Origin of the sequence: Thalassospira sp. MBR-102 (assembly GCF_040549275.1) — a bacterium.
In the GTDB taxonomy this organism is placed as follows: Bacteria; Pseudomonadota; Alphaproteobacteria; order Rhodospirillales; family Thalassospiraceae; genus Thalassospira; species Thalassospira xiamenensis.
The window spans coordinates 174,221-200,258 of sequence record NZ_JBEPTC010000007.1; the positions used below are offsets into that span (position 1 = coordinate 174,221).

Below are 26,038 nucleotides of genomic sequence, written 5' to 3' on the forward strand. Positions count from 1 at the left end.
CATGCTGAAGATTGAAGGTGTTCACACCTTCTATGGCAATATCGAAGCCCTCAAGGGCATTGATATGGAAGTCAACGAGGGCGAGATTGTCACCTTGATCGGGGCCAATGGTGCCGGCAAGACGACCTTGCTGATGACATGCTGCGGATCACCGCAGGCGTCAAAGGGGCGCATTTTGTTTGAAGGTCAGGATATCAGTCGCATGCCAACGCATGAGATTTGTCGTCTTGGTATTCAGCAATCCCCTGAAGGGCGTCGGATTTTCCCGCGCATGTCTGTCTATGAAAACCTGCAGATGGGGGCAAGCACCCAGGATCCGAAATATTTCGAAGAGGATCTTGAGATGGTGTTTGATCTGTTCCCGCGTCTGAAAGAACGCATCAACCAGCGTGCGGGAACAATGTCCGGGGGCGAGCAGCAGATGCTGGCAATCGGTCGTGCCCTTATGGGGCGTCCCCGTTTGCTGTTGCTTGATGAGCCTTCTCTCGGGATTGCGCCACTTGTCGTCAAGCAGATTTTCGAGACGATCAAGAAGATCAACCGCGAGAAGAAGGTCACGGTCTTCCTGGTCGAGCAGAACGCGTTCCACGCACTCAAGCTTGCCCATCGCGGTTATGTGATGGTCAATGGCAATATTACTCTCTCGGGTACGGGGGCTGAACTTCTGGCAAATCCGGAAGTTCGTGCCGCCTATCTCGAGGGTGGCCACTAGGAGGACGGATATGGAAGCGATTACAGGTACCAGCATTGGTGTCACAATCGGAATTACCGTCATCCTGATGGGGTTCTGTGCATTTATGACAGGGCAGGCGATCGCCAATACATGGCGGCCGTTCTACCAGCTTTATCCGTATGCCTTGTTACTGGGGGCGACGGACCGTTTCATGACGTTTGCGCTGTTCGAGGGTGAGCTTCTTTCGCTTACAGGATATATTTTCGATACGGTTATCCTGTTTGTGATTATGGCGGCCGCCTTCCGCGTAACGCGGGTCAACAAGATGCTGTCGCAATATCCGTGGCTTTATGAACGTGTCGGACCCTTCGGATTTCGCGCACGTGACGGGGCGGACGTCTGATCTTTTCGGGGGTGATGGGCAACTGTCACCACCACATTGCTAAATTGTTGGCAATGCAATGTTTAGTACTATTGCACACCAATTCTGGGGTGTTAAAGTACAGGGAGCCAAAACCGGTAATCGAAAAAAAAGCGAGCCGGTTTAGGGTCCGAAAAAGATGGTTCTGTCATGGTGACGGAACCAACCTTTGGAACAGGGAGACTTCTCTTATGTCGAAAACCAAGCTCGGCCTTCTGGCAACTGCTTCCGCGCTTGTCCTCTCGATGGGTGCAGCAAAAGCAGACATCGTTATCGCGACCGTCGGTCCGATGACCGGCCCTTACGCCGCCTTTGGCGAACAGATGACCCAGGGCGCCCAGAAAGCGGTTGCAGACCTCAATGCTGCTGGTGGCGTTAACGGCGAAAAAGTCGTTCTCGAAATCGGTGATGATGCTTGCGATCCGAAACAGGCTGTTGCTGTTGCAAACCAGCTCGTTAGCAAGGGTGTTGCTCTTGTCGCTGGTCACTTCTGCTCGGGTTCCTCGATCCCGGCTTCGGAAGTTTACTTCGAAGAGGGCATCGTGCAGATTTCCCCGGCTTCGACCAACCCGCAGCTGACCGAACGTGACATGGACAACGTTTTCCGTGTTTGCGGTCGTGATGACCAGCAGGGCGAAGTTGCCGGCAAGTATCTTGCTGAAAACTATGGCGACAAGAAAATCGCCATTGTTCATGACAAACAGGCTTATTCCAAAGGTCTTGCAGACGAGACCAAGAAAAACCTGAACGCTGCTGGCGTTGAAGAAGTCATGTACGAAGCCATCACCCCGGGCGAGAAAGATTACTCGGCTCTGGTAACCAAACTGAAATCCGAAGGCGTTGACGTCCTTTATTATGGCGGTTATCACACCGAGCTGGGCCTGATCGTTCGTCAGATGCGCAGCCAGGGTCTTGAGACCGTTGCGATTTCTGGTGATGCGCTCAACTCACTCGAATACTGGTCGATCACGGGTGATGCCGGTGCAGGAACACTTTTCACCGCCGGTCCGGCGCTTGAAAAAGACCCGCGCAACGCTGAACTCGTAAAATACTTCGAAGGTCAGGGCTACAAGCCGGAAGGTTACACCCTTTACACCTATGGTGCGGTTCAGGCTTGGGCACAGGCAGTTGAAAAGGCCGGTACCACCGACTCTGAAGCTGTCATCGAAGCACTGCATAGCGGTGATACATTCGACACCGTTCTTGGTTCGATTGCGTTCGATGCCAAGGGTGACGTCGCAGCTCCGGGTTACGTCTTCTATGAATGGAAAGACGGCGGCTACGATTACGCAAACTAATCAGATATTCTGATCAGCAGAAAGCCCGGCAGAAATGCCGGGCTTTTTTGTTGCCGACCACATAAAAGAAAAGCGCCTTCAGAAATTGCTGAAAACGCTTTTTCTTTTAGGTCAAAGGGCAGGCGATTACTTCGCCTTGCGACCCAGGCCGATTTTCTTGGCAAACTGCGAACGCTGTTTTGCATAGTTCGGCGCGACCATCGGGTAATCTGACGGCAGGCCCCATTTCGCCCGGTATTCTTCCGGGGTCAAATTGTATGTTGTGCGAAGGTGGCGTTTGAGCATTTTGAGCTTCTTGCCGTCTTCAAGGCAGATGATGTAATCATCACCAATTGATTTGCGGATCGGAACAGCCGGTTTCAGCGGTTCTTCTTCTTCAATGGTTTCGTCTTCACGCAGAACGTCAAGCGAATTGAAAATTGTCGAAATCAATTCCGGAATCTGTGCAGATGCAATTGCATTGTTACTGACATAAGCAGAAACGATATCAACAGTCATCTGTAGCAGTTCGTCGCGGTCCAGAACGCTGTTTTCAGCATCGGTCATCTTAAAATATTTCCTTCGCTATTATGAATAGGCAATGCTTTTTGCATTATTTTACGAATATAGTCAAACAAGACTGTTATTCAATATATCGATTCTACTTAAATTTTCAAAACAAGGAAAACCCATGCGAGATGAGAAACAAATAAAATCTGCAAAGGCATGACTGCTAATGCGGTTTAGTTGATAAAGATTCCACACCTTTTGTTTCGTCAATTTTGTTCGACAGCGTATGGTGGGGTTTATATCAATGTATATGTGTCGTTGTTTTTCTTTAGTTGATGATTTTCTAACGCAATGGGGGTGAATGTCTTTTTTAAGTGTAGTCAAGTGTTGTTCTGTACGCTTAAAAGTTGCTGACTTAAAACTTTGGCAACATAGGCCGCTGTGCGTTGGCAGTTGCGAAGCTATGTGCTAAAAGGCGCTCCAAATTACTGTTTGGCGTATTTACCAAGGGCTCGCATATGACAGCCAAGACCATTGCCATCGCTGCCGATCACGGTGGTGTTGAACTTAAATCCCAAATCATCAAGTCGCTTGCCGGAAATGGCTGGGAGGTTCTCGACCTTGGAACCGACGGTTCTACGTCAGTTGATTACCCGGATTATGCGAAATCCGTTGCCAAATCGATTATCGATGGCAAGGCTGAACGCGGTATTCTTGTATGCGGTTCCGGGATCGGTATGAGCATCGCTGCCAACCGATATCCTCAAATTCGTGCTGCCTTAGTACATGATCGCCTGTCAGCCGAACTTTGCCGTCAGCACAACAACGCCAATGTTCTGTGCCTCGGCGCACGCCTTTTGGGTGATGCGACGGCGCTTGATTGCGTTAACGCGTTTATGATGACTGAATTCGAAGGCGGTCGTCACGAACGGCGTGTTGAAAAGCTTTCTTCACTTACCGACTGATTTTTCGCCACCTGGCAATAACCCGGTACGGGTTTCGAACTTTGCTGCGTTCGGCCCCGCCACATTGTATCGAGAGGCCCCATAATGTCATTCAAAGGCTTTTTCTCTACCAGCTTGTCAGAAGCAGATCCGGCACTGTTCAAATCGATTACCGATGAACTGGATCGCCAGCAGAACCAGATCGAAATGATTGCTTCGGAAAACATTGTTTCCAAGGCTGTGATCGAGGCACAGGGAACGGTTCTGACCAACAAATACGCCGAAGGCTATCCTTCGCGCCGGTATTATGGTGGCTGCGAGTTTGTCGACGTTGCAGAAGAACTTGCGATCAATCGTGCAAAAGAACTGTTTGGGTGTGAATTTGTCAACGTGCAGCCGCATTCTGGCGCGCAGGCAAATGGTGCGGTCATGCTTGCCCTTTGCAAGCCGGGGGATACCATCCTTGGCATGTCGCTTGACGCTGGCGGGCATCTTACCCACGGAGCACGCCCGGCACTTTCTGGCAAATGGTTCAATGCCATCCAGTATGGTGTGCGTGAAGACGATCTGACGCTTGATTACGATCAGGTCGAAGCTCTTGCTGTGGAACACAAGCCGACACTGATCATTGCAGGTGGTTCAGCCATTCCGCGCCAGATCGATTTCAAACGCTTCCGTGAAATCGCCGACAAGGTCGGTGCGTTGTTGATGGTTGATATGGCGCATTTCGCCGGTCTTGTCGCCGGTGGCGTTCATCCGAGCCCAATTCCCTACGCCGATGTCGTGACAACCACGACGCATAAAACCCTTCGCGGTCCGCGTGGCGGTATGATCCTGTCGAATAATGTTGAAATCGGCAAAAAGATCAATTCGGCAGTCTTCCCTGGCTTGCAGGGCGGCCCATTGATGCATGTTATCGCTGCCAAGGCGGTTGCCTTTGGCGAAGCATTGCGCCCCGAATTCAAGGAATATGCGCAGCAGGTTGTCGATAACGCGAAGGCATTGGCCGAAGTTCTGGTCAAGCGTGGTTTCGATATCGTGACCGGAGGCACCGATACGCATCTGATGCTGGTTGACCTGCGTCCGAAAGGCCTCAAAGGCAACAATGCAGAAGTTGCGCTTGAGCGTGCAGGAATCACTTGCAACAAAAACGGCATTCCGTTCGATACCGAGAAACCGACCATCACGTCCGGCGTTCGTTTGGGGACACCGGCAGGCACCACGCGCGGTTTTGGTGTCGAGGAATTCAGGCAGATCGGTGAACTGATTGGCGATGTGCTTGATGCTCTTGTTGATAATCCTGATGGCAATGCCCAGGTCGAAACGGCAGTTCGCACCAAGGTCGAAGACCTTTGCAAACGCTTCCCGATTTATGCCTGATTATATCGGGAGAGAGTAAAAACAATGCGTTGTCCGTTCTGCGGCCATACAGACACCCAGGTCAAGGACTCCCGTCCGACCGAGGAACATCACGCAATTCGCAGACGCCGGTTTTGTCCGGCCTGCGGGTCCCGATTCACGACATTTGAACGTGTTCAGCTGCGTGAATTGATGGTGGTGAAAAAGGACGGGCAACGCGAATTGTTTGATCGTGACAAACTGGCGCGATCAATCTTTCTTGCCTGCCGGAAGCGCCCGATTGAGGACGAACGTGTCGAAAAGGCGTTAAACGGCATTCAACGACGCCTTGAAAGCAGTGGTGAAAGCGACATTTCTACCGACACAATCGGAGAAATGGTCATGGGAGCTTTGATCGCTCTCGATCAGGTTGCTTATGTCCGTTATGCTTCGGTGTATAAAAATTTCCGAGAAGCCCGCGACTTTGAGCAGTTCGTGGAAAACATGCATGATGGGGAAGAAGAGGCGGACACAGAGTAATGACAGCCACCGCGTTTTCAGATGACGACCGGCATTTCATGCGGGTTGCGCTAAGCCTGTCAAAACGTGGTCTGGGAAATGTCTGGCCCAACCCGTCAGTTGGGTGTGTTCTGGTTTCTTCTGAAGGGGCAATCGTCGGTCGTGGTTTTACCAAGCCGGGCGGTCGCCCACATGCAGAGCGTGTCGCACTTGATGAGGCAGGCGATAAAGCACGCAACTCTACTGCCTATGTAACGCTCGAACCCTGTAGTCATTTTGGTAAATCGCCGCCTTGTGCGTTGGGACTGATCGAATCCGGTGTAAAGCGTGTCGTCAGCGCCCTCGAAGATCCTGATCGTCGTGTTTCAGGAAAAGGGTACAAAATGTTGCGTGATGCGGGCATCACGGTTGAAACAGGGCTTTATGGCGACGAAGCCCATCGCATCAATGCTGGGTTCCTATCGCGCATTGTTTCTGGTCGGCCGATCATTACATTAAAACTGGCATCCACCATCGATGCCCGATCCGCGACGCGCTCTGGTCAGAGCCAGTGGATAACGGGGGATATTGCGCGTGAGTGTGGTCACCTGTTGAGAGCCAATCACGATGCAATCCTTGTTGGTGCCAAGACTGTCATTGTTGATAACCCCACTCTCACATGCCGTATCCCCGGACGAGAAGCCCAATCACCTGTTCGTGTTGTCCTTGATCGCAATGGCGATGTACCTGTATCGGCGGAATTGGTCCGTGGTGCCCAAAAAGTCCCTACCTGGATCATTACATCCCAAGACAAACTTGACGAAGTTTTTGAAAAATTTGGAAAATCCGGGGTCAAAGTACTTACTGCCGGGTGCAAGAATGATCATTTCGACCTAAATGACGTGATGAAACGTTTGGGCGAGCAGGGTCTGACGCGTGTTTTGGTTGAAAGTGGCGGCAATCTGGCTGCCGACTTGGTGCATCGAGATTTGATTGATCGGGTGGTTCATTTCATTGCACCATCCCTGATCGGGGCAGAAGGCAAGGCGATGATCGCTGAGCTCGGGCTTGATCACCTTTCAGACATGCCACGTTTTCAGCGCAAATCTGTTCGTCCAGTTGGCAAAGATATTGCGATAACTTACGAAAAAATAACGGAATAGATAAATGTTCACTGGCATCATTACGGATATAGGATCTGTTCGGAAGATCGAAAAACGCGGCGACACCCGTTTCGAATTCTCGACCGCTTTTGATACCTCTAAAATCGCTCTTGGGGCGTCGATTGCCTGTAATGGTGCGTGCATGACCGTGATCGAAACTGGTTCGGACTGGTTTGCCATCGAGGCATCTGCCGAAAGTCTTGATAAGACGACTTTGGGCGATCTTGAGGTCGGATCGCGCATAAATCTGGAACAGGCCACACGGATCGGGGACGAGTTGGGCGGGCATATCGTATCCGGTCATGTGGACGGTGTTGCGACGCTGACAAAACGCATTCCCGAAGGTGATTCCCTTCGTTTGACATTCGAGGTTCCTGAAGCTTTTGCGAAATACATTGCGTCAAAAGGCTCGGTAACGCTTGAAGGTGTTTCATTGACTGTCAATGAGGTTGACGGAAACACTTTTGGTATCAATCTGATATCCCATACCCAGACTCACACGACGCTGGGATCGAAACAACCAGGTGACCGGATCAATTTCGAGATTGATATGCTGGCGCGTTATGTCGCGCGCATGCTGGGTAAGGATTGAACGACCATGCCGCATCGTTATCTGTCACCAATTGAAGATGTTATTGAAGAAGCCCGAAATGGCCGGATGTTTATTCTTGTCGATGACGAGGACCGGGAAAACGAGGGTGATCTGGTTATTCCGGCCCAAATGGCAACACCGGATGCCGTAAACTTTATGGCAACTCATGGCCGTGGGCTTATTTGTCTGACGCTGGAATCCGAACGTTGCGATCATCTTGGGCTGCCTTTGATGAGCGCGCGAAATGGTACGCGGCATGAAACGGCGTTTACAGTTTCGATCGAAGCGGCGACAGGTGTGACAACCGGTATTTCCGCCCCGGACAGGGCGCGAACAATTTCCGTCGCGATTGATACAAAATCAACTTCCGACGATATAGTGACCCCGGGGCATGTCTTTCCTTTGCGCGCGCGTCCAGGTGGTGTTCTTGTGCGGGCGGGGCATACCGAAGCATCGGTTGATATTTCGCGCCTTGCGGGCCTCAATCCATCTGGCGTTATTTGCGAGATCATGAGCGAAAGCGGCGAAATGGCGCGTTTGCCGGAGCTTGTCGAGTTCGCCAAAAAGCATAATCTCAAAATCGCCCAGATTGCCGATTTGATCCGCTATCGCCGGAAGCATGAAAGAGTTGTTCAGCGTAAGGCGACAACAAAAATCAATTCGGTGCATGGCGGCGAGTTTGAGCTCAATCTGTATGTCAACAATGTCACATATGCCGAACATATTGCTTTGGTGAAGGGCGACATTTCTGATGCAGAGCCGGTTCTGACGCGTGTCCACGCATTGAATGTGCTTGAAGATGTGCTTGGCGACCGGCAAGGAGCGCATGGCGGCGAGTTGCAGGCCGCAATGCGGCAGATTGGCGAGGAGGGGCGTGGCGTTATTGTTCTCATCCGTGAACCGCGCCCCAATACGCTTTCATCGTCTATTGCAAAGCTTATCGAGCTCAATGGCGGGGACGGAGATGCTCTGCGTCAGGAAATCGCAAAATCTGCTGACGACTCTGATTTGCGTGACTATGGTGTTGGCGCACAGATCCTGCTTGATCTTGGCGTTCGCGATATGATTTTGCTTTCAAATACCAAAAGACACATCGTAGGACTTGACGGGTTCGGTCTAAATCTGGTTGATCAGCGTCCGCTTGTTGTCTCGGAGGAATAAACATGAGTAACGGTCCGCACATTCTGATCGTTGATGCGCCTTATTACACCCATATCGTCGAAGATCTGGTCAAAGGGGCTGCGTCGACGCTCGAAGCTGGCGGTGCAACCTGGGACCGGATTTCTGTTTCAGGTGCCTTCGAGGTTCCGATAGCAATCCGCTACGCTGTTCAGTCCATGGCTGATCTTGCGACTGGTCCGCGCTATGATGGCTACTTGGCACTTGGCTGCGTTATTCGCGGTGAAACAACGCATTACGACCATATCTGTGAAGAAGCAAATCGCGCATTGATGCAGCTTTGCCTTGATTACCGTCTGGCGATCGGCAATGGCATCCTGACCGTTGAAAATGAAGCCCAGGCACTTGCACGCGCCAAGGCAGATCAGAAGAATAAAGGTGGCGAGGCCGCCCGTGCTGTTCTTCGTATGATTGAAGTTCAAAACCATTTTGGAATACATCACAAGTAATGACTGATAAACCCAAGGCATCAGCCGCCCAACGACGCAGTGCTGCGCGTTTTGCCGCCATTCAGGCGCTATACCAGGCAGAGCTTTCCCAGCTTTCGGCCGGTGACGTCGTGCGCGAATATTCGGATTTCCGTCTTGATGGCGAAGGTATTCGCGACCTTGATGAGCCCAATGACAATCTGATTGATCCGGATCGCGGATTTTTTGCCGACCTGGTTCAGGGGGTTACTGCGCGCACGGTCGATCTTGACGGGCTGATCGACTCAGCTCTGGAAAAGGGTTGGACAACCAAACGTCTTGAAACTGTTTTGCGCTGTATTCTGCGTGCAGGAACCTATGAGTTGATGATGCGCGAAGATGTACCGATGCGCGTTGTCATCACTGAATATGTGGACGCTGCCCATTCGTTCTTTGACGAAACCGAGCCGAAGCTTGTAAACGCTGTCCTTGACCGGATCGGCAAAACGCTTCGTGCGGGTGAAGCTGGTAAGAATTGATATGGTTGCGCGATCAGGAGAATTCGATCTGATCGCACGTCATTTTGCGCCCATCGCGCAAAAGTCAAAAGCCGCATTGTCCCTTCTGGACGATGCGGCTCTTTTGTCTCCACCTGATGGGCACGAAATTGTTGTTACGGTCGACGCACTTGTGGCCGATGTACATTTTCGCAGTCAGGATGATCCGGCCGACATCGCGCGCAAGGTTATGCGTGTCAATCTGTCTGACCTTGCAGCTATGGGGGCTTATCCTTTGGGGGTGCTGCTAACGGCTGGTTATAATCGCGACCTTTCCGAAGACTGGATCGCTTCCTTTGCGAACGGTTTGGGGCAGGATTGTGCTACCTATGATACCCCGCTTCTGGGGGGCGATACTGTTGGAACACCGGGTCCCACATTTTTCAGCCTGACGGCGTTCGGTGCCGTGCCAATTGGGCGCGCCATGCGGCGGGATGCGGCCAAACCGGGTGATTTGATTGCGGTTACCGGTACAATGGGCGATGGCGCACTCGGCTTAAAGGTCTTACAGGGCAACCTTATGGGGCTGGACGCCGCCGATAGTGCCTATCTTTCGTCGCGATACCTGTTACCGCAACCACGCCTGACGATTGGCAGAAAATGCGCTGATGCTTATGGCCGCTATGCTGCGATGGATATTTCGGACGGATTGGCCGGGGATTGTCGCAAGATTTGTTTGGCGTCTGGTGTCGGCATGGTTTTTGACAAGGATCTTATTCCATTATCAAAGGCAGCGATGAATGCGGTAAATACCGATCCCGCCCTATGGGCGTCTGTGCTGGGGGGCGGGGATGATTACGAACTTCTGATTTGCGCCGATCAAGCAGATATCAAAACGTTGGGTAACGATGTCACGGTCATTGGCAAGGTGACGGACCAGCCTGGACAGGTCGACCTCATCGGAGCCGACAAAAAAATAGTCGAACTCGCCGATGACGGGTTCGACCATTTCAAAGCCTGAAAACGAATTTGGAATTTATTTGGTTTCGCTGAAGCGACCAAGATTGCCAAACAGCTGCTGCAGAACTGTAATTTCCTTGCCTGCGGTTGGCGTGATCCGATCCGTCGGAATGACTGGTTTACCGTCTTCAAGGTCATATTCGCTTAGGATATCGACCCGGTTTGCCGCATCAAAACTGACGAGAATGACCTTTTGCTCAACGACATCCGGTGCCAGAAACGCAATTGTTTCGGTTCTGCGCGAAATATAAAGCCAGACATTTTCGTCAAAGGCGGCAACGCTTGATGGCGATCCCAAAAGATCGGTCACATCGCCCTTTGTGGATTGCCCGACGATGATTTGTTCGAGAACTTCGGGTTCAGGAGCATTACCGCGCGTTGCGATACGCGGGCTGCAGGCAGCAACAAATGCCACTGCCAATCCGGCCAGCATCATAAGGGAAAGGCGTGTTGTTCTTGTATGCATGGAACTCACCAAAGCGATCAGCCAGTTAAAGTCATTAAGGAATTGCCTTGAGTTTCAGCGCTGGGCGCATGATATTGCCGGGCAATGTTGGGGCGATGCCGCCCCGGGAAATTTACGGCATTCTGCGTGCCATGGCTGGAATGTCAACGAAGGAGTGTTACTGTTGTTCGGCTGGTTGAAGAAAAAAGACCGCAAACAAAGTGCTGCCTTTGCGCTTTACACCGGAATGGTGGGGCAGGCGCGCAAGCCAGAATTCTATACACGCCTTGGCGTCGCAGATACCATGGAAGGGCGATTTGACCTAATTCTGGTGCATGCCTTTGTTCTGTTTCGGCGTCTGAAAAAAGACAATGAAAGTCGTGAACTGGCGCAAGAAATCTTTGACGTGATGTTTTCCGATCTTGACCAGAATATGCGTGAGATGGGAATTGGTGATGTCGGAATCCTTAAGCGCATCCGGAAAATGTCGGAGTCCTATCACGGTCGCATTGTCGCCTACGAAGAGGGTGTTCAATCCGGTGCAATAGAACTTGCCGCCGCACTCAACCGCAATCTATATGCCGACAACGAGGCTAGTGATACGCAATTGATGGCCATGGTCGGTTATATCAATGATGCCCTTGCACACCTTGACCGTCAGAAAACCGAAGAATTACACAATGGCGTTATCCATTTTCCGGCTGTGCCGGAAGTCGCCGTTGCACCAACCGAATAGAAAGAGGCCCCAATGCCTGAACAGATTACACCCGAATTTTCCCGCATCGTTAATACGGACGAACAGGTCGGGAAAAAAAGCAAGATCGAGATCGAAGCAAATGAAAAGGAGCGCAAGGCGCTTGCTGAACGTTTCGAACTGATTGCTATTAATAGTTTAAAAGCAACCCTGACGATTACGACGGCAGGCAATGGCGAAGTCACCCTTCGTGGTCCCATGCATGCCGATATTGTTCAGCGTTGTGTTGCGACACTCGAGCCGGTCCCCGAAACCATCGAAGACGAGGTGGAGGTTCTGTTTTCTCCGCACGTATCCGAAGATGACCTTCCTTCGAATCCCGATGATCTGGATGATCTTTCCGAAGAAGAGCTTATGGCGCTTCTGGATCAGCCAGAGCCATTGGTAGATGGCAAAATTGATGTTGGTGAAGTCGTCGCACAGTTTCTTGCTGTAGCCATGAACCCTTATCCGCGCAAGGACGGCGCGAAAGTTGCGGAAGTGGTCAAATCGGAAGACGAAGAAGAACGTCCCAACCCGTTTGCAAAACTCGCAGGTCTTAAGGACAAGCTAGAGAAGAAAAACTAAATTACCATTCTGGTTGCGTTTTTCGTCACGTAAAATGTCAGAAAAATGCCGGTAACGACCGGCATTTTACGCTTTTAACCGAAAAGACGAAGAGCAAGCCGGATACTGGTCGCTTTTGATTGCCTATCGGCTTTACCTTGTATCTGGCTGAGAATTCCGGTAATTACGGGCTTTCCGGCATGCCGAAGACAAGTTTAGCCGATAGGCAAGCCTGCCGGTAAATTCCGGTTCAGATGTTTTAGAACAACCATAAGAGAATACATTGCCTGAACAGGTCTGCATATCACTTGACGCGATGGGAGGAGACCACGCGCCTGAGATGGTCGTGGCGGGTGCAGAAATTGCCCTGAAACGGTTGCCTCATCTTAAATTTTTGATGTTTGGGGATGAAGCGCGGCTTAAACCGCTGCTCGCCAAATATCCGGGGCTCGAAACCGTCAGTCAAATTCGTCATGCCTCTCAAGAAGTGACGATGGATGACAAACCGTCTGTTGCCTTGCGGCAGCGTCGGGATTCCAGCATGCGACTGGCCATCAATGCTGTTAAAGAGGGGGACGCACAAGGCGTCGTATCTGCCGGAAATACCGGTGCTCTGATGGCTATGGCCAAATTCGTCCTTAAAACCGTACGTGGTATCGACCGGCCTGCAATTGCGACCTATATGCCAACCCAGCGCGGCGAGACTGTCATGCTCGATCTTGGCGCCAACATTGAATGTGATGAGAACAACCTGGTGCAGTTCGCGCTTATGGGCGAGGTTTTCGCACGCATTCTGTTTGGTATTGAAAGGCCTTCTGTGGGCTTGCTCAATGTCGGGATTGAAGAACTAAAAGGCAATGAGTCGGTCAAGAAAGCCGCAGCGATACTTCGTGAAATCGACCTTCCGATCCGCTTCGAAGGATTTGTTGAAGGCGATGACCTTGCCAAGGGTACCGTGGACGTGATTGTGACCGACGGCTTTACCGGTAACGTTGCACTTAAAACCGCCGAAGGAACGGCGCGACTGCTGGTGCACTTTCTGCGTGAAACTTTCAAAAGTTCATTCTGGGCGAAGGTCGGCTATCTGTTGGCCCGTCGTTCATTGCAGCGTTTTCGGGAACGTATGGACCCGCGTCGTTACAATGGTGCGATGCTGCTGGGGCTGAACGGGATTGCCGTCAAAAGCCACGGTGGCACCGATGCGCTGGGGTTCTCGAATGCCATTGGCGTTTGTCACGACCTTATTGCGAACCGGCTGAACGAAACGATCAAGGGTGAACTTGCCGCCTTCGAAGAAGCGATTTCCAAAGCTCCGATCGATGAGGAAACCATCGCCCTCGCAGCTGGCCAGGTCGACTGATACTGTCCCAACTATTCCCACTAAAACTGGCGGTTCTTAAATCATGACTGTTCGTTCTCGCATTATTGGTTGCGGTTCTTATCTTCCTTCGAATGTTGTAACCAATGATGAACTGGCAAAGCGCGTCGATACATCTGATGAATGGATCGTTGCGCGGACGGGAATACGACAGCGTCATATCGCTGCCGAAGGGGAAACCACCAGTGATCTTGCGGTTGCTGCTGCAACACGTGCAATGGAACATGCCGGTGTAACTGCCGCGGACATTGACATGATTATCGTTGCGACCGCGACACCCGATAATACCTTTCCGGCAACGGCAACAAAGGTTCAGCATCGACTGGGCGTTGTCGGTTTTGCCTTCGACGTTCAGGCGGTTTGCTCGGGCTTCGTCTACGCCCTTACCACTGCGGACATGTATATCCGAAACGGTCAGGCAAAAACGGTTCTCGTGATCGGGGCAGAAACATTTTCGCGTATTCTGGATTGGGAAGACCGCCGGACATGCGTTTTGTTCGGGGACGGAGCAGGGGCGGTTGTCGTTCAGGCCGTTGAAGGCAAGGGCACCGTCGAGGATCAAGGTATTCTCGCAAGTCGATTGCATTCGGATGGTGGTAAATACGAACTGCTGTATGTCAATGGCGGTCCATCAACGACCCAGACTGTTGGTTTTCTTCAGATGGAAGGCAAGGAAGTTTTCCGCCATGCAGTGACCAACCTTGCAGGCGTTATTCGCGAAGTCCTTGCCGATACCGGGCTTGAAGCCGCGGATATTGATTGGCTCGTGCCACATCAGGCCAATCGTCGCATTCTTGACAGCACTGCCAGAAAGTTTGGCATTTCTGAAGACAAGGTGGTCATTACGGTTGATCGTCACGCGAACACGTCCGCGGCGTCGATTCCCCTGGCACTTGCCGAAGCCGTTCATGATGGCCGGATCAAGCGTGGTGATATTGTAATTCTGGAAGCGATGGGCGGCGGTTTCACTTGGGGCGCAACACTGGTTCGCTGGTAAGCTCTGGATTCTGTGGGATATCTGACAAAAACAAAGCATTTGCTTAAAAAACACAACATTCTGCCGCAAAGCGATGTATCCTGTTGATATTGACTGATTTCGCCACCAGATATAGCCTTGTGTATAAAGTCCCGTTTTAAGGAGGCGGCCTGTTATGTCGGAAGCTACGATTACCCGCGCTGATCTTGCCGAAGCCGTTTATCAGGAAGTCGGTTTGTCGCGTAACGAGTCCGCCCAGTTGCTGGAAACGGTTCTCGACGAAATTTCATCTGCCTTGATCAAGGATGAAGTCGTAAAGATTTCCTCGTTTGGCAGTTTTTCCGTTCGCCAGAAGGGACAGCGCATTGGTCGCAATCCCAAGACAGGTGAAGAAGTGCCAATCCTGCCGCGCAAAGTGCTTGTGTTCCGGCCGTCGCAGGTGTTGAAAGCACGCATTAACGCTTAAGAACTGAACTCATGAAAAATAACTTGGGGGCTGAGGCGGAAAACCGCCGCACAGCAAAGTCTGACTCTGCGTTTCGTACAATTAGCGAAGCAGCAAAAGAGCTGGGGCTGCAGCAGCATGTCCTGCGTTTTTGGGAATCCAAGTTTCCTCAGATCAAACCAATGAAACGTGCTGGCGGGCGACGTTATTATCGCCCGGAAGATCTGGTGTTGCTGGCTGATATTCGTTCACTGCTCCATGATCAGGGCTACACCATCAAGGGTGTGCAAAAGTTGCTTGATCAGAACAAGGGGCAGTTGCCTTCGGAAGTCGCGGTGGCGTCGCTGGCTGAAACCGTCGATGGTCCATCGGATGAAGCATCAGATATGGCTTATTCGACAAGCACAGCAGGAACACCAAATAAGACTGTTCTTGCAAACCTGTTAGGTGAATTGGAAGAGCTTCAAGGCATCCTCAGGTCGGCCCTGCAACAGTCGGAAAAAAATACGTAAAAACCATTTGCGTCTTTGGGCTTGCGCGGCTATTTATCGAGCCGCGTCAAATGACGCATTCTTTGCGGTCGGAGCGTGGCGCAGCCTGGTAGCGCACCTGCATGGGGTGCAGGGGGTCGGAGGTTCGAATCCTCTCGCTCCGACCAATTTATTCTCCATCAAAATCTGATATGCGATCATTGGTACTGGTGAGGCTACGGCATCAGTCGGGCAAGCATTTCCACGGTGTTATTTTCGTCAACACGGATCAAAATGATTTCGCCTGATCTCGGATAGATGCCGGTTAATGCGGTGATATTCACCTGATGGGTAATCAACAGGACCTTGCTTCCTTCAGGAAGTGCACCAAGTCGGTCAATGATTTGGTCTGTTTGAGTTTTCTTGGTACCGCTATCACGGAAAAACGAATTAAGTGCCGGTTCTTCTGTCACGGGGCCAAGGTCAAGCAAGCTGGCGGTTTCCAAACAGCGACACCACTGACTGCTGAGAATTACATCCAACTCAATGCCCGCTTCACGGACGCGTTCGCCGATGGCGCGCGCCTGATTGCGGCCGGTCTCGTCAAGATTTCGTTGGGTGCTACAATCGCCAATGGTGAAGTTTTCCGGATCGCCAGTACCCGGTGCAATGGCATGGCGCATTAGCGCGTGCACACCTGGCTGATGCCATATATCCCACGCGTGCTCGGTATCTGACGCTTTGGCGCTGTGTGCGACAAAGGAGCATGCGAGGGTGAGAACAGCAACCGTATTTCTGATAAATGAACACATGATTGGGCACAGTCATTGGCAAAAGGTAATTAACCTTGATACCCGTGGATATGCTGATTAGATCAGTGGAGCGGTTCGGGATCGCGACCGGATGTCCTTATGCGTTTTTATCAGCAACAGAGGTCGCAACCCTACGACCTTCATCGGTCAGTTTGCAAATCAGCCAGTCCGGTTTGATCGGGTTGTCAAACCATGGGGCAGCCCATCCATGATCAATGCAGCTTTTGACTGTTTTTTCACTGATTTGCTTGCCATTGGTGTCAAAGAGCGGCAACTTTCCACCCGGCTGGCTAAGGCCACGGCGCAACCAATCGAGTTGTGTTTGTGTCGGTTTCACCTGCTTTTTCCCCGTCATGGCATCCCTGAATTGATAGAATAGGTTTGTGTGTGGCGCGATGTGATGATGAAGCTATATATTGCAGGTAAGTGTGACGGATAATGAACCGAGGGGCAATCACCATGACATCGAAGTCCTTTGATCGTAGTGACATGGTCTTTCTTTATGTGACCGCGCCGGACATGGAAGTCGCCCGCTTGATTGCGGGCGGTGCCGTTCGAGAAAGATTGGCGGCCTGCGCGAATATCATACCCCAAATGACGGCAATCTATGAATGGGATGGCGATATCGAAGAAGAAAACGAGATAGTTATCATTCTGAAATCGACCAGCACAGCGGCAACGGCGCTTTCGGAATGGATCACAGATCATCACCCCTATGATGTTCCCTGTATTCTGGAAATTCCATTAGGCAGGGGAAATGGACCATATGTCGATTGGTTGCGCGGTCAGGTCGCAGGGGCAACAATCCCGAATTGATTGCATCAATGGCCTTTGGCCCCTAGGATGGCCGAAATTTTACATTTAACGAAGTGACCAATGAACCAGCTTACAAAACTTGCCCTTGAAATGGGGCCGCTGATCCTGTTTTTCGCAGTCAATGCGACAACCAATCTTATGACTGCAACAGCGGTTTTTGTAACGGCAACAGTGGTTGCGCTGGCAGTATCGTATGCTATTGCCCGAACCATTCCGGTGATGCCGTTGATTGGCGGCGCTTTCGTGATCGTGTTTGGCGGCTTAACGCTTTATCTCGACAATGATCTGTTCATTAAAATCAAGCCGACGATTGTCAATCTGCTGTTTGCAGCGATCCTGTTTGGCGGTTTGATTGCTGGAAAGCTGTTTTTGAAATTGGTTTTGGAAAGTGCATTTAAGGCGACGGACGAAGGATGGCGCATCCTGACCTGGCGCTGGAGCATTTTCTTCGTCGTTCTTGCCGTGATCAATGAAATTGTCTGGCGCAATTTTTCGACCGATACATGGGTTGCGTTCAAGGTATGGGGGATTATGCCGCTGACCATGGTGTTTGGCATGGCCCAGGTTCCAGTCCTGATGAAACATCAATTGCCAGAAAAAGAGAACGGTTCATCTCCGGCATAAGGTCTGAACGAAAATAAGAAAGGAGGGATTTTCATCCTGCCTTTCTTATTGAATGGAAGAACACGCTATTTGACGGGTAGGGCGACGCTGACCGCAGCCTGAGCCGCGATACCTTCCTCGCGTCCGGTGAAGCCCAGGCGCTCTGTCGTCGTCGCCTTCACATTGACGCGATCAACTTCAACACCAAGAATTTCAGCAACCTTTTCGCGCATGGCCGGTGTATGCGGTCCTATTTTGGGCCGCTCACAGATCAGGGTGATATCCGCATTGACGATGCGTCCGCCGCGTTCGCGGATCAGATTGACTGCGTGAAGAACAAACTGATCCGATGCTGCCCCCTTCCATTTCATGTCAGAAGGCGGGAAATGTTGGCCGATATCGCCGGCACCAATGGCACCCAACAATGCGTCTGTTAACGTATGCAGGCCGACATCCGCATCGGAATGGCCTTCAAGGCGTGCGGAATGGGGGACTTTGACACCGCAAAGGATACAATGGTCACCTGGGGCAAATCGATGAACGTCAAAACCGGTACCAGCCCGGAACTCTTCGTGGGTCATATCGCTGTCTTTCTCTGAGGCTGGAACAGGGGTAATCCAGTCACGGGCGCGCCCAATATCGTCGGGGCGCGTAATTTTGTCGTTTGAAACAGCCCCCTCTACGCAGACCACATCCAGGCCAAGTTGTTCCAGCAGGGCGGCATCATCAGTGAATTCGTGCCCCTCAAACTGTTGGTGAGCATCAAGGATCGTTTTGAAATGAAATCCCTGAGGTGTCTGGGCGCGATGAAGCTGTTCTCGTGGAATGGTTCGTCTAATTATCCCGGTGGATTCCGTCTGCTTGATGGTGTCGAGAACGGGAAGGGTGGGAATGGCACCCTGATATGTCGCCAGAGCTGAGATGACGCGGTCGATAACATCGTCTGAAATGCCCGGCCTTGCCGCATCATGAATAAGCACGTGGTCAGGGTTTTCATTTTCCAGTGAACGTAATCCGTTCAGGACAGATTGTTGTCTTGTCACTCCGCCGGGCACTGGGGCGTCCAAGGATAGGCCTTTAACCGAATTATCGTACAAATCCTGATGGTCAGGATTATAAATGACCCTAATCAGTTCGGACGGCACATGCTTAGCGAAGCTCTCAATGCAGTGACGCAGCAATGTCTTTGCGCCAAGCAGATGATATTGTTTTGGTATCGGATCACCAAATCTGCTACCGCTGCCTGCTGCAACGATGACAACTGCGATTTTTTTGGTCATAAACGTGATGCCGTGACTTGTCTGAATTGCGCCGCAGGCTATCTTTCTGCGATGACTTTGCCAAGTCGCCATTTGCCTGATGTTATGATGTAAACGCCTTTAGGCCGGATCCGAACATGATTGCTGCCGCCTTACATATCTTATGTTTGCTACCGCTAACCACGCAAATCATGCGGCGCGACCCGCAGCGCGACATATGGCTGTTTTTGTCCATATTTGTTGCCGCGGCTGGTACGGTGATCGTGCTTGGCCTGACGGGCGAGGAAGTGCAATCGCGCGGATTTACAGCGGCTTTGCATTGGTCGGAACTTTCCGTGATCCTGATCTTTGGCGGGCTTGTCATATGCAACGGGCCGAAACAAATCTGGCGTCTTGCCGGTTATATCGGTGGATATCTTTTGGCATTCGGTGGAGTTGCAGCTGTTTTTAACGTCTTTGAACCGGTTGCTGACCCGTCGGTTGCAGAACCGGTTCTTTATTCTGGCTGGCTTTGGGTTCATATCGGAACGTCACTTGTAACCTATGCGCTTGTGACACTGTCTGCAATTGCGGCCATGGGCTATGTTATTCAGGAAGATGCACTTAAAAATCGCCGTCCAAACCGCTGGACCCGTCGCCTGCCGCCGTTGCGCGACAGCGAACACATGCTTGTGAGTTTTCTGAAATGGTCGGCATGGGTCCTTGTGATCGGAATTATTACCGGTTTTGCATTGCGCCAGGTCGAGGGACAATCGCTGCTCTATCTTGATCACAAGATGCTTCTTACCCTGCTTGGTTTTGCCGTGATTTGCGGCCTGATATTCATTCATGAAAAATCCACTCTGCGCGGGCGTATGGCTGTTCGGTTTGTGCTGGGGGCATGGCTGCTGCTTACCCTGGCATTCCCGGGCGTTCGATTTGTTTCGGGATATCTGATCGGATGAATATTCCGGGCCTTGTTTAAAGGTGGTGGCCGTGTTGGTTGGCTTATATTCGCCAATTCGCTTAGAGTTGTTGCAACGCCGAGCCAGTTTCATTAATCTGCCCAAGTTTTAGGCAATCGGATTTCCTTCATGTCTTTGCAGATCGGTTCTGTAAATGTGCCAGAGAATGTCATCTTGGCACCAATGTCAGGTGTGACTGACCTTCCTTTTCGGCAACAGGTGCGCCAGTTTGGCGGGCATCTGGTTGTCTCGGAAATGATTGCGTCTGATGCCATGACACGTATCCAGCGCCATCAAAAAGAAGTGCGCAAAATGCACGGCGATTGTGCAGCCGAAAGCCCGCTTTCCATTCAGCTTGCCGGAACTGAACCCGATGAGATGGCGCTTGCCGCAAAGATGAACGAAGATCGCGGTGCTATGATCATTGACATCAATATGGGCTGTCCTGCCAAAAAGGTCACAAAGGGCTATGCCGGATCGGCCCTGATGCGTGATGAGAATCTTGCTGCCGATATCATTGAGGCAACTGTCAATGCCGTTTCCGTACCCGTGACGCTTAAGATGCGTTTGGGATGGGACGATGACAATCGTAATGCGCCGCGTCTGGCAAAAATCGCCGAGGATCTGGGAATTGCGATGTTGACCATCCATGGTCGGACACGCTGCCAGTTTTATAAAGGCGATGCGGACTGGGACGCAATTGCACTGGTCAAACAGGCTGTATCGATCCCGGTTATCGGCAATGGGGACGTCAATAGCGAGGAAGATGCGGCAGAGCTTCTGAAACGTTCCGGTGCTGATGGTGTAATGGTGGGGCGTGGCGCGCAGGGACGACCGTGGTTTCTGGCACAGGTATCACATTATTTGAAAACCGGTCAGAAACTGTCAGCGCCGTCGCTTGCTGTGCAACTGCAAACGATCCTTAGTCATTATGATGCGATGATTGATCATCACGGTCAGCAAGGTGTTCGTATCGCAAGAAAACATTTGGCGTGGTATTGCAACAGTTTGCGTAATGCGACTGAATTCCGTCGTATTGTGAATGAGTTAAGTGACCCATTTGAAGTCAAGTATCAGATCCAGGCATTCTACGAGCCATTGATCGAAAATGCAGATAAACAGGCCGCGGCCTGAGAAAAACAAGAATTAAATAGCGATATTATCGGGGAAAATTTGAATGAGACTTGGATTTGGCAAAGGAAACGGGGTAGACCCGACTGGCGTGCTTAATGCAATTGCCAGTGCGGTCGTCGTTTCTGATCGGGATGGCAAAATCCGCTTCGTCAATCAGGCGACGGAACAGCTGTTCAATACCAGCGCCGCCGTTTTGTGCCGCAGCAACCTCAAGGACTTCATTCCCGGTGATAGCCCGGTTTTCTCGTTGATCAGTCAGGCCATCGACGAAGCAACCTTGGTGGCGGATCATAATCTTCTGATCGAAAGCCCGAAGATTGGCAAACATACCGTCAATCTGACAGTGGGCTCGATGCCAGATGAACCTGATTGCGCTGTTCTGACGTTCGAGCCGCGCTCTATCGCTCAGAAGATTGATAATCAGTTGTTAAGCCGGAATTCGGCACGTTCGGTAAGTGCGATGGCAGCAATCCTTGCGCACGAGATTAAAAATCCGCTATCGGGTATCCGTGGTGCGGCACAGTTGCTTGAACAAACATCGAATGAAGACGACCGGGTACTAACGCGGTTGATATGTGATGAGGCCGACCGGATCGTTGACCTTGTTGACCGCATGGAAATCTTTTCCGACAAGCCGATGGAACGCGGTGCGGTTAACATTCATACCGTGCTTGAACATGTCCGCAGGCTTGCTGAAAACGGTTTTGGCAAACACCTTGCATTCGAAGAAATCTATGACCCGTCGTTGCCACCGGTATTTGGCAACCGCGATCAGCTGATTCAGGTATTTCTGAACCTTCTTAAAAATGCAGGCGAGGCTGTCGACCATGACAGCGGTCATATTGTGATTTCAACGCGTTACCAGCATGGTATCCGTCTGGCTGTGGCTGGCGGAGATGCACGTGTGCATTTGCCACTGGTTGTTTCGGTGCGCGACAATGGACCGGGCATTGCGCCCGATATGCGCGAAAGCCTGTTTGATCCGTTTGTGACCACCAAACCAACCGGTTCCGGACTGGGATTGGCGTTGGTGGCAAAAATTATCAATGACCATGGTGGTGTTATAGAAGTGAAAGACGCACCGGGGGGCGGTGCCGAATTTCAGATCATGCTGCCGATCTATAACCGCACGTTGGCCGAAGACGTCAGTGCGGATAATATAATGAAAAACAAGGAAGAAACCGTATGAGCCCGAGCCCGGCCAGAATTCTTGTTGCTGATGATGACCGTGCGATCCGTACTGTTCTGACGCAGGCTCTGTCGCGTCAGGGGCACGAGGTCCGCAGTACAGGTCACGGACGTACCTTGTGGGACTGGATTGCCGATGGGGACGGCGATCTGGTGATTACGGATGTTATGATGCCAGATGAAAACGGGCTTGATATGGTGCCGCGTATCCGCAAGCTTCGACCGGATTTACGCGTTATCGTCATGAGCGCGCAGAACACCCTGATGACAGCCGTAAAAGCAGCACAGCGCGGTGCATTTGAATATCTTCCAAAACCTTTTGATTTAAACGAGTTGATCAGCATTGTTGATCGTGCGCTTGAAACACCACAAGCCGCCGACAATGCCAAATCATCAGATGATGAAGGTGATGACCGTCTGCCATTGATCGGTCGTTCCGCGGCAATGCAGGAAATCTATCGTGCGCTGGCCCGGTTGATGAACACCGACCTGACAGTGATGGTGACTGGTGAAAGTGGTACCGGCAAGGAGCTGGTAGCGCGTGCACTTCATGAATATGGCGGTCGTCGTCATGGGCCGTTCGTTGCCATTAACATGGCAGCAATCCCGCGTGAACTGATCGAAAGCGAGTTGTTCGGTCATGAAAAGGGTGCTTTCACCGGTGCCAACGAACGCAAGGTTGGCCGCTTTGAGCAGGCCGAGGGCGGTACGCTGTTTCTCGATGAAATCGGTGATATGCCGCTTGAAGCCCAAACCCGTTTGCTTCGTGTCCTTCAGGAAGGCGAATATACCCGTGTTGGCGGGCGCACGCCAATCCGCGTTAATGTTCGTATTGTTGCGGCAACACATCGCGATCTGCGCAAACTGATCCGCGAAGGAACTTTCCGCGAGGATTTATTCTATCGCCTGAATGTCGTGCCGATCCGTTTGCCATCCCTTCGGGAGCGGCTTGAAGATATCCCGGAACTGGTCAATCACTTCCTGATGCAGGCAAGCGAAGAGGGACTTCCTCGCAAGACGCTTTCTTCCGATGCGATGGCGCGTTTGAAGGTGCATCGCTGGCCGGGCAACATCCGCGAACTGGAAAACATGGTTCGCCGTCTGACGGCTCTATATTCGCATGATGTGATTGGTGTCGATGTTATCGAAACCGAGTTTTCCGAAAATAACATCAGCGAGTCAGCCCCAGTCGGAGAGCCTCAGTCACTTGCGGAATCGATCGAACGTCATGTTCGCGAGTATTACGATGCCCATGACGAGGATTTGCCATCAAGTGGTCTCTATGATCGTATTCTGCGTGAAATGGAACGCCCGCTTTTGACCGTTACACTGGAAGCGACCAGGGGCAATCAGGTGAAGGCAGCCGAGGTTCTTGGGCTTAATCGCAATACCCTGCGCAAGAAAATTCGTGATCTCGGACTGGAAGTTGTTAGGGGCGCAAAATGACCGAAGCCGGACGACCCGTCACCAGTCGTCTGATGCAGTCGTGGTTTGTCAGGTTTCTGGGGCGACTTAGCCAATCGCGAAAGTTTGCGATAGGTTTGGTCTGTGCCGCGCTTGTATCTGTTCTTGCGACCTATCTCGCGATGACCGGTACCGCACCGCTACGGCCAGAACCTCGTCTGATCATCCTTTTGCTGAATATTGACCTTGTTCTTGTTCTTGCTCTTGCCACGCTGGTTGCCCGCAAGCTCGTCCAGATATGGGCAGAGCGACGTCGTGGTACGGCCGGCGCCAAACTGCATACAAGAATGGTTCTGCTGTTTTCACTGGTCGCGGTAACGCCAGCGATTATCGTTGCCGTATTTTCCGCGTTGTTCCTGCATTTCGGTATTCAGGGATGGTTCAGTGATCGCATCCGAACCGCCGTCGAAGAAAGTATGGTGATTGCCGAAGCATATCTGAAAGAACATCAGGAACTGATCCGGGCCGATGTTCTGGCAACGGCCAATGACCTTCAACGTCTTGGCGTCAACTTTGCGACTGATCGGGAGCGGATCAACAGAATTCTGACGGCGCAGGCAGATGCACGTGGTTTGCCCGAAGCCGTCATTATTGATGGAAGCGGAGCCGTTCTGGCGCAATCCGATTACAGTTTCTCATACGATCCGGTTTTGTCGCCAATCCCGCAGGAAGTATATGATCGCGCTCGAAATAATGATGTGGTTCTGATTTTGGGCAATAGCGATAATCGCATCCGCGCAATGACACATCTTGATAGCTTCATCGACGGGTATCTTCTTGTTGGCCGGTTCGTCGATCCCAATGTGCTGGAACGTATCGATAAGGCCCGCAAAGCGGTTACCGCATACGAAAACCTTGAAGGCGAACGATCAGGGATCGTGATCACCTTTGTCATGATCTTTGTTCTGATCGCGGTTGTTCTGCTTTTGGCGGCGGTTACGCTAGGGCTGATGGTCGCAACGCGATTGGTTGAACCGATTTCTCAGTTGATCATCGGTGCCGAAAAAGTCAGCGATGGCGATTTAACCTTCCGCGTTCCGCTTGCGGGGCAGGAGGACGAGCTTGAGGCATTAACCCGTGCCTTCAATCGCATGACGTCCCAGCTTGACACGCAGCGAACGGAACTGGTGGCGGCCAACCGCCTGAATGATGAACGTCGGCGCTTTACAGAAGCCATTTTGGGTGGTGTGACGGCAGGCGTTATCGGACTGGATGAAGAGTGTCACATCAATCTTCCAAACCGCAGTGCGTCGGACCTGATGGGAATTGATCTGGATGGGGCTATCGGGAAGTCGATCTGCGAGGTTATCCCGGAATTTTCCGTGTTGTTCGAAGATCTCAGCAAGGAAGGGGATCGCAGTAAATCACGGCAGATCGAAATACGGCGCGATGGTTTGAACCTTATGCTTTTAGCGCGCGTCACGATCGAGCGTGCGGAAGACCGGTCTATTTTCGGATATGTCGTAACTTTTGACGATGTCACTGAACTTCAAACCGCGCAACGGATGGCCGCATGGGCCGATGTTGCCCGCCGTATCGCCCACGAGATCAAGAACCCGCTAACTCCGATACAGCTCTCAGCAGAACGTCTTAAACGTCGATATCTGAAGGAAATTCAAAGCGATACCGAGGTATTTAAAACCTGTACCGACACGATTATTCGTCAGGTTGGAGATATTGGACGCATGGTTGACGAATTTTCAAGCTTTGCCCGAATGCCATCGCCAAAGATGAAATCGGAAAAGATTGTTGATCTGGTGAAAGGTGCCGTGTTCCTGCAAAAACAGGCTTACACCAAAATCATCTATGACTTCGACGCAAAGGCAGGACGTGAAATTGAGGTATCCTGTGATGCGCGTCAGGTTAACCAATGTCTTACCAACACCCTTAAAAACGCCGCAGAGGCGATCGAGGGGCGGGAAGGTGATGTTACCGAGCTTCCGCAAGGACGTATCGAAATTTCTGTAACACGTTCTGATGAAAATCAACGTATCTATGTGACAGTTTCGGATAATGGCAAAGGTCTGCCGGTTGAAAACCGTGAAAGGCTGACCGAACCCTACGTCACCACACGATCAAAAGGTACTGGTCTTGGTCTTGCAATCGTCAAGAAAATCATGGAAGACCATGGCGGAGAGCTTATACTTGCCGACGGTGTCGAGAGCGGTGCAACCGTTACGCTGGCGTTTCCGACCGCAGGCAAACACATAACTGCAGAAGATACTGCGGACAGCAATTCTTTGAACAACTGATCTGGTTGTTTCATCAGCAATAATTTAAATACG

At 51.5% G+C, this 26,038-nt stretch carries 30 protein-coding genes and 1 tRNA gene; 26 read left to right on the forward strand and 5 right to left on the reverse strand.

The genetic code is table 11. The annotated features are described in order from the left end of the window. Position 1: 1 nt before the first annotated feature. From ABIE64_RS13770 to ABIE64_RS13780, 3 genes are all read left to right on the forward strand, one after another. Entirely contained in the window at positions 2-712 is a 711-nt protein-coding gene (locus ABIE64_RS13770) for an ABC transporter ATP-binding protein (protein ID WP_007089524.1), read from the forward strand. Positions 713-722: 10 nt separating this feature from the next. Continuing rightward, positions 723-1,076: a DUF6867 family protein gene (locus tag ABIE64_RS13775; RefSeq protein ID WP_007089525.1), complete on the forward strand. Its 354-nt coding sequence runs from the start codon at positions 723-725 to the stop codon at positions 1,074-1,076. A 209-nt stretch (positions 1,077-1,285) separates the two neighbouring features. Beyond that, complete coding sequence (locus tag ABIE64_RS13780; RefSeq protein WP_007089526.1) at positions 1,286-2,392, forward strand: branched-chain amino acid ABC transporter substrate-binding protein; 1,107 nt, start codon at positions 1,286-1,288, stop codon at positions 2,390-2,392. A 126-nt stretch (positions 2,393-2,518) separates the two neighbouring features. Here the strand turns inward: ABIE64_RS13780 and ABIE64_RS13785 are convergent, their stop codons facing one another. After that, positions 2,519-2,938 carry a Ros/MucR family transcriptional regulator gene (locus ABIE64_RS13785; RefSeq protein ID WP_007089527.1) on the reverse strand — a complete coding sequence of 140 codons (420 nt, stop codon included), beginning with the start codon at positions 2,936-2,938 and terminating at the stop codon, positions 2,519-2,521. A gap of 461 nt (positions 2,939-3,399) precedes the next feature. Here ABIE64_RS13785 and rpiB point away from each other — a divergent pair, with 461 nt between their 5' ends. The 9 genes from rpiB (at position 3,400) to thiL (ending at position 10,520) form a co-directional block, all read left to right on the forward strand. After that, complete coding sequence (rpiB, locus tag ABIE64_RS13790; protein WP_354377720.1) at positions 3,400-3,846, forward strand: ribose 5-phosphate isomerase B; 447 nt, start codon at positions 3,400-3,402, stop codon at positions 3,844-3,846. An 84-nt stretch (positions 3,847-3,930) separates the two neighbouring features. After that, complete coding sequence (gene glyA / locus ABIE64_RS13795) at positions 3,931-5,205, forward strand: serine hydroxymethyltransferase (RefSeq protein WP_354377721.1); 1,275 nt, start codon at positions 3,931-3,933, stop codon at positions 5,203-5,205. Between the two features lie 24 nt (positions 5,206-5,229). Next, on the forward strand, positions 5,230-5,703 hold the full coding sequence (nrdR, locus tag ABIE64_RS13800) for a transcriptional regulator NrdR (RefSeq protein WP_007089530.1): 474 nt from the start codon (positions 5,230-5,232) through the stop codon (positions 5,701-5,703). Continuing rightward, positions 5,703-6,824: a bifunctional diaminohydroxyphosphoribosylaminopyrimidine deaminase/5-amino-6-(5-phosphoribosylamino)uracil reductase RibD gene (ribD, locus tag ABIE64_RS13805; RefSeq protein ID WP_354377722.1), complete on the forward strand. Its 1,122-nt coding sequence runs from the start codon at positions 5,703-5,705 to the stop codon at positions 6,822-6,824. Before nrdR ends, ribD begins: the two co-directional genes overlap by 1 nt. A 4-nt stretch (positions 6,825-6,828) precedes the next feature. Continuing rightward, positions 6,829-7,416 (forward strand): riboflavin synthase, encoded by a 588-nt coding sequence (locus tag ABIE64_RS13810; protein ID WP_354377723.1) that lies wholly within the window; start codon positions 6,829-6,831, stop codon positions 7,414-7,416. 6 nt (positions 7,417-7,422) lie between these two features. Further along, positions 7,423-8,577, forward strand: coding sequence for a 3,4-dihydroxy-2-butanone-4-phosphate synthase (ribB, locus tag ABIE64_RS13815; RefSeq protein ID WP_354377724.1), 1,155 nt, complete (start codon positions 7,423-7,425; stop codon positions 8,575-8,577). Between the two features lie 2 nt (positions 8,578-8,579). Continuing rightward, positions 8,580-9,044 (forward strand): 6,7-dimethyl-8-ribityllumazine synthase, encoded by a 465-nt coding sequence (gene ribH, locus ABIE64_RS13820; protein ID WP_007089534.1) that lies wholly within the window; start codon positions 8,580-8,582, stop codon positions 9,042-9,044. Next, the gene (gene nusB / locus ABIE64_RS13825; protein ID WP_007089535.1) at positions 9,044-9,541 is read left to right on the forward strand and encodes a transcription antitermination factor NusB; all 498 of its coding nucleotides are present in this window, start codon (positions 9,044-9,046) and stop codon (positions 9,539-9,541) included. Before ribH ends, nusB begins: the two co-directional genes overlap by 1 nt. Before the next feature lies 1 nt (position 9,542). Further along, positions 9,543-10,520 carry a thiamine-phosphate kinase gene (gene thiL, locus ABIE64_RS13830; protein WP_354377725.1) on the forward strand — a complete coding sequence of 326 codons (978 nt, stop codon included), beginning with the start codon at positions 9,543-9,545 and terminating at the stop codon, positions 10,518-10,520. A 15-nt stretch (positions 10,521-10,535) separates the two neighbouring features. Here the strand turns inward: thiL and ABIE64_RS13835 are convergent, their stop codons facing one another. Continuing rightward, a complete protein-coding gene (locus ABIE64_RS13835) occupies positions 10,536-10,985 on the reverse strand; it encodes an outer membrane protein assembly factor BamE (protein WP_007089537.1) in 450 nt (149 codons plus the stop codon). 163 nt (positions 10,986-11,148) lie between these two features. On the opposite strand from ABIE64_RS13835, the gene ABIE64_RS13840 reads away from it, so the two are divergent. The 7 genes from ABIE64_RS13840 (at position 11,149) to ABIE64_RS13870 (ending at position 15,721) form a co-directional block, all read left to right on the forward strand. Further along, positions 11,149-11,700, forward strand: coding sequence for a ubiquinol-cytochrome C chaperone family protein (locus ABIE64_RS13840; RefSeq protein ID WP_037992659.1), 552 nt, complete (start codon positions 11,149-11,151; stop codon positions 11,698-11,700). Positions 11,701-11,712: 12 nt separating this feature from the next. Then, positions 11,713-12,285 carry a YceD family protein gene (locus tag ABIE64_RS13845; protein ID WP_354377726.1) on the forward strand — a complete coding sequence of 191 codons (573 nt, stop codon included), beginning with the start codon at positions 11,713-11,715 and terminating at the stop codon, positions 12,283-12,285. 262 nt (positions 12,286-12,547) lie between these two features. Then, entirely contained in the window at positions 12,548-13,624 is a 1,077-nt protein-coding gene (gene plsX, locus ABIE64_RS13850) for a phosphate acyltransferase PlsX (protein WP_037992611.1), read from the forward strand. A 43-nt stretch (positions 13,625-13,667) separates the two neighbouring features. Further along, positions 13,668-14,639, forward strand: coding sequence for a beta-ketoacyl-ACP synthase III (locus ABIE64_RS13855; RefSeq protein WP_354377727.1), 972 nt, complete (start codon positions 13,668-13,670; stop codon positions 14,637-14,639). A gap of 154 nt (positions 14,640-14,793) precedes the next feature. Further along, on the forward strand, positions 14,794-15,084 hold the full coding sequence (locus ABIE64_RS13860) for an integration host factor subunit alpha (RefSeq protein ID WP_007089542.1): 291 nt from the start codon (positions 14,794-14,796) through the stop codon (positions 15,082-15,084). 11 nt (positions 15,085-15,095) lie between these two features. Then, positions 15,096-15,575: a MerR family transcriptional regulator gene (locus ABIE64_RS13865; RefSeq protein ID WP_354377728.1), complete on the forward strand. Its 480-nt coding sequence runs from the start codon at positions 15,096-15,098 to the stop codon at positions 15,573-15,575. A gap of 69 nt (positions 15,576-15,644) precedes the next feature. After that, positions 15,645-15,721 (forward strand) — tRNA-Pro (locus ABIE64_RS13870). A 48-nt stretch (positions 15,722-15,769) separates the two neighbouring features. Here ABIE64_RS13870 and ABIE64_RS13875 read toward each other — a convergent pair. Both ABIE64_RS13875 and ABIE64_RS13880 read right to left on the reverse strand, forming a co-directional pair. Beyond that, positions 15,770-16,216: a histidine phosphatase family protein gene (locus tag ABIE64_RS13875; RefSeq protein WP_114093411.1), complete on the reverse strand. Its 447-nt coding sequence runs from the start codon at positions 16,214-16,216 to the stop codon at positions 15,770-15,772. A gap of 226 nt (positions 16,217-16,442) precedes the next feature. Further along, positions 16,443-16,700: a hypothetical protein gene (locus ABIE64_RS13880; RefSeq protein WP_007089545.1), complete on the reverse strand. Its 258-nt coding sequence runs from the start codon at positions 16,698-16,700 to the stop codon at positions 16,443-16,445. Between the two features lie 104 nt (positions 16,701-16,804). Here ABIE64_RS13880 and cutA point away from each other — a divergent pair, with 104 nt between their 5' ends. Together cutA and ABIE64_RS13890 are read left to right on the forward strand one after the other, a co-directional pair. Then, positions 16,805-17,161 (forward strand): divalent-cation tolerance protein CutA, encoded by a 357-nt coding sequence (gene cutA / locus ABIE64_RS13885; protein WP_114093412.1) that lies wholly within the window; start codon positions 16,805-16,807, stop codon positions 17,159-17,161. Positions 17,162-17,221: 60 nt separating this feature from the next. Further along, a complete protein-coding gene (locus ABIE64_RS13890) occupies positions 17,222-17,785 on the forward strand; it encodes a septation protein A (RefSeq protein ID WP_037992603.1) in 564 nt (187 codons plus the stop codon). Between the two features lie 65 nt (positions 17,786-17,850). Here ABIE64_RS13890 and ABIE64_RS13895 read toward each other — a convergent pair whose 3' ends face one another. After that, the gene (locus ABIE64_RS13895; RefSeq protein ID WP_071239987.1) at positions 17,851-19,044 is read right to left on the reverse strand and encodes a bifunctional 2-C-methyl-D-erythritol 4-phosphate cytidylyltransferase/2-C-methyl-D-erythritol 2,4-cyclodiphosphate synthase; all 1,194 of its coding nucleotides are present in this window, start codon (positions 19,042-19,044) and stop codon (positions 17,851-17,853) included. Positions 19,045-19,160: 116 nt separating this feature from the next. Between ABIE64_RS13895 and ABIE64_RS13900 the strand changes: the two genes are divergently transcribed. From ABIE64_RS13900 to ABIE64_RS13920, 5 genes are all read left to right on the forward strand, one after another. Continuing rightward, positions 19,161-19,967 carry a cytochrome C assembly family protein gene (locus ABIE64_RS13900; RefSeq protein ID WP_071239988.1) on the forward strand — a complete coding sequence of 269 codons (807 nt, stop codon included), beginning with the start codon at positions 19,161-19,163 and terminating at the stop codon, positions 19,965-19,967. Positions 19,968-20,096: 129 nt separating this feature from the next. Next, complete coding sequence (dusB, locus tag ABIE64_RS13905; RefSeq protein WP_071239989.1) at positions 20,097-21,101, forward strand: tRNA dihydrouridine synthase DusB; 1,005 nt, start codon at positions 20,097-20,099, stop codon at positions 21,099-21,101. Positions 21,102-21,144: 43 nt separating this feature from the next. Next, positions 21,145-22,290 (forward strand): two-component system sensor histidine kinase NtrB, encoded by a 1,146-nt coding sequence (locus ABIE64_RS13910; RefSeq protein WP_037992596.1) that lies wholly within the window; start codon positions 21,145-21,147, stop codon positions 22,288-22,290. After that, positions 22,287-23,735, forward strand: coding sequence for a nitrogen regulation protein NR(I) (gene ntrC, locus ABIE64_RS13915; RefSeq protein ID WP_007089552.1), 1,449 nt, complete (start codon positions 22,287-22,289; stop codon positions 23,733-23,735). Before ABIE64_RS13910 ends, ntrC begins: the two co-directional genes overlap by 4 nt. Further along, positions 23,732-26,005, forward strand: coding sequence for a sensor histidine kinase NtrY-like (locus ABIE64_RS13920; RefSeq protein ID WP_083379334.1), 2,274 nt, complete (start codon positions 23,732-23,734; stop codon positions 26,003-26,005). Before ntrC ends, ABIE64_RS13920 begins: the two co-directional genes overlap by 4 nt. The last annotated feature ends 33 nt before the right edge of the window (positions 26,006-26,038 follow it).

Coding starts and splice junctions, on each gene's coding strand:
- ribH (WP_007089534.1), top strand. CDS start 8,580: ATGAGTAACGGTCCGCACATTCTGATCGTTGATGCGCCTTATTACACC.
- ABIE64_RS13910 (WP_037992596.1), top strand. CDS start 21,145: ATGAGACTTGGATTTGGCAAAGGAAACGGGGTAGACCCGACTGGCGTG.
- thiL (WP_354377725.1), top strand. CDS start 9,543: ATGGTTGCGCGATCAGGAGAATTCGATCTGATCGCACGTCATTTTGCG.
- ABIE64_RS13875 (WP_114093411.1), bottom strand. CDS start 16,216: ATGCGCCATGCCATTGCACCGGGTACTGGCGATCCGGAAAACTTCACC.
- ABIE64_RS13880 (WP_007089545.1), bottom strand. CDS start 16,700: ATGACGGGGAAAAAGCAGGTGAAACCGACACAAACACAACTCGATTGG.
- ABIE64_RS13890 (WP_037992603.1), top strand. CDS start 17,222: ATGAACCAGCTTACAAAACTTGCCCTTGAAATGGGGCCGCTGATCCTG.
- ABIE64_RS13895 (WP_071239987.1), bottom strand. CDS start 19,044: ATGACCAAAAAAATCGCAGTTGTCATCGTTGCAGCAGGCAGCGGTAGC.
- ABIE64_RS13845 (WP_354377726.1), top strand. CDS start 11,713: ATGCCTGAACAGATTACACCCGAATTTTCCCGCATCGTTAATACGGAC.
- dusB (WP_071239989.1), top strand. CDS start 20,097: ATGTCTTTGCAGATCGGTTCTGTAAATGTGCCAGAGAATGTCATCTTG.
- ABIE64_RS13810 (WP_354377723.1), top strand. CDS start 6,829: ATGTTCACTGGCATCATTACGGATATAGGATCTGTTCGGAAGATCGAA.
- ribB (WP_354377724.1), top strand. CDS start 7,423: ATGCCGCATCGTTATCTGTCACCAATTGAAGATGTTATTGAAGAAGCC.
- ABIE64_RS13770 (WP_007089524.1), top strand. CDS start 2: ATGCTGAAGATTGAAGGTGTTCACACCTTCTATGGCAATATCGAAGCC.
- rpiB (WP_354377720.1), top strand. CDS start 3,400: ATGACAGCCAAGACCATTGCCATCGCTGCCGATCACGGTGGTGTTGAA.
- ABIE64_RS13900 (WP_071239988.1), top strand. CDS start 19,161: ATGATTGCTGCCGCCTTACATATCTTATGTTTGCTACCGCTAACCACG.
- cutA (WP_114093412.1), top strand. CDS start 16,805: ATGACATCGAAGTCCTTTGATCGTAGTGACATGGTCTTTCTTTATGTG.
- nusB (WP_007089535.1), top strand. CDS start 9,044: ATGACTGATAAACCCAAGGCATCAGCCGCCCAACGACGCAGTGCTGCG.
- glyA (WP_354377721.1), top strand. CDS start 3,931: ATGTCATTCAAAGGCTTTTTCTCTACCAGCTTGTCAGAAGCAGATCCG.
- ABIE64_RS13860 (WP_007089542.1), top strand. CDS start 14,794: ATGTCGGAAGCTACGATTACCCGCGCTGATCTTGCCGAAGCCGTTTAT.
- ABIE64_RS13865 (WP_354377728.1), top strand. CDS start 15,096: ATGAAAAATAACTTGGGGGCTGAGGCGGAAAACCGCCGCACAGCAAAG.
- ABIE64_RS13775 (WP_007089525.1), top strand. CDS start 723: ATGGAAGCGATTACAGGTACCAGCATTGGTGTCACAATCGGAATTACC.
- ABIE64_RS13855 (WP_354377727.1), top strand. CDS start 13,668: ATGACTGTTCGTTCTCGCATTATTGGTTGCGGTTCTTATCTTCCTTCG.
- nrdR (WP_007089530.1), top strand. CDS start 5,230: ATGCGTTGTCCGTTCTGCGGCCATACAGACACCCAGGTCAAGGACTCC.
- ribD (WP_354377722.1), top strand. CDS start 5,703: ATGACAGCCACCGCGTTTTCAGATGACGACCGGCATTTCATGCGGGTT.
- ABIE64_RS13780 (WP_007089526.1), top strand. CDS start 1,286: ATGTCGAAAACCAAGCTCGGCCTTCTGGCAACTGCTTCCGCGCTTGTC.
- ABIE64_RS13835 (WP_007089537.1), bottom strand. CDS start 10,985: ATGCATACAAGAACAACACGCCTTTCCCTTATGATGCTGGCCGGATTG.
- ABIE64_RS13785 (WP_007089527.1), bottom strand. CDS start 2,938: ATGACCGATGCTGAAAACAGCGTTCTGGACCGCGACGAACTGCTACAG.
- ABIE64_RS13920 (WP_083379334.1), top strand. CDS start 23,732: ATGACCGAAGCCGGACGACCCGTCACCAGTCGTCTGATGCAGTCGTGG.
- ntrC (WP_007089552.1), top strand. CDS start 22,287: ATGAGCCCGAGCCCGGCCAGAATTCTTGTTGCTGATGATGACCGTGCG.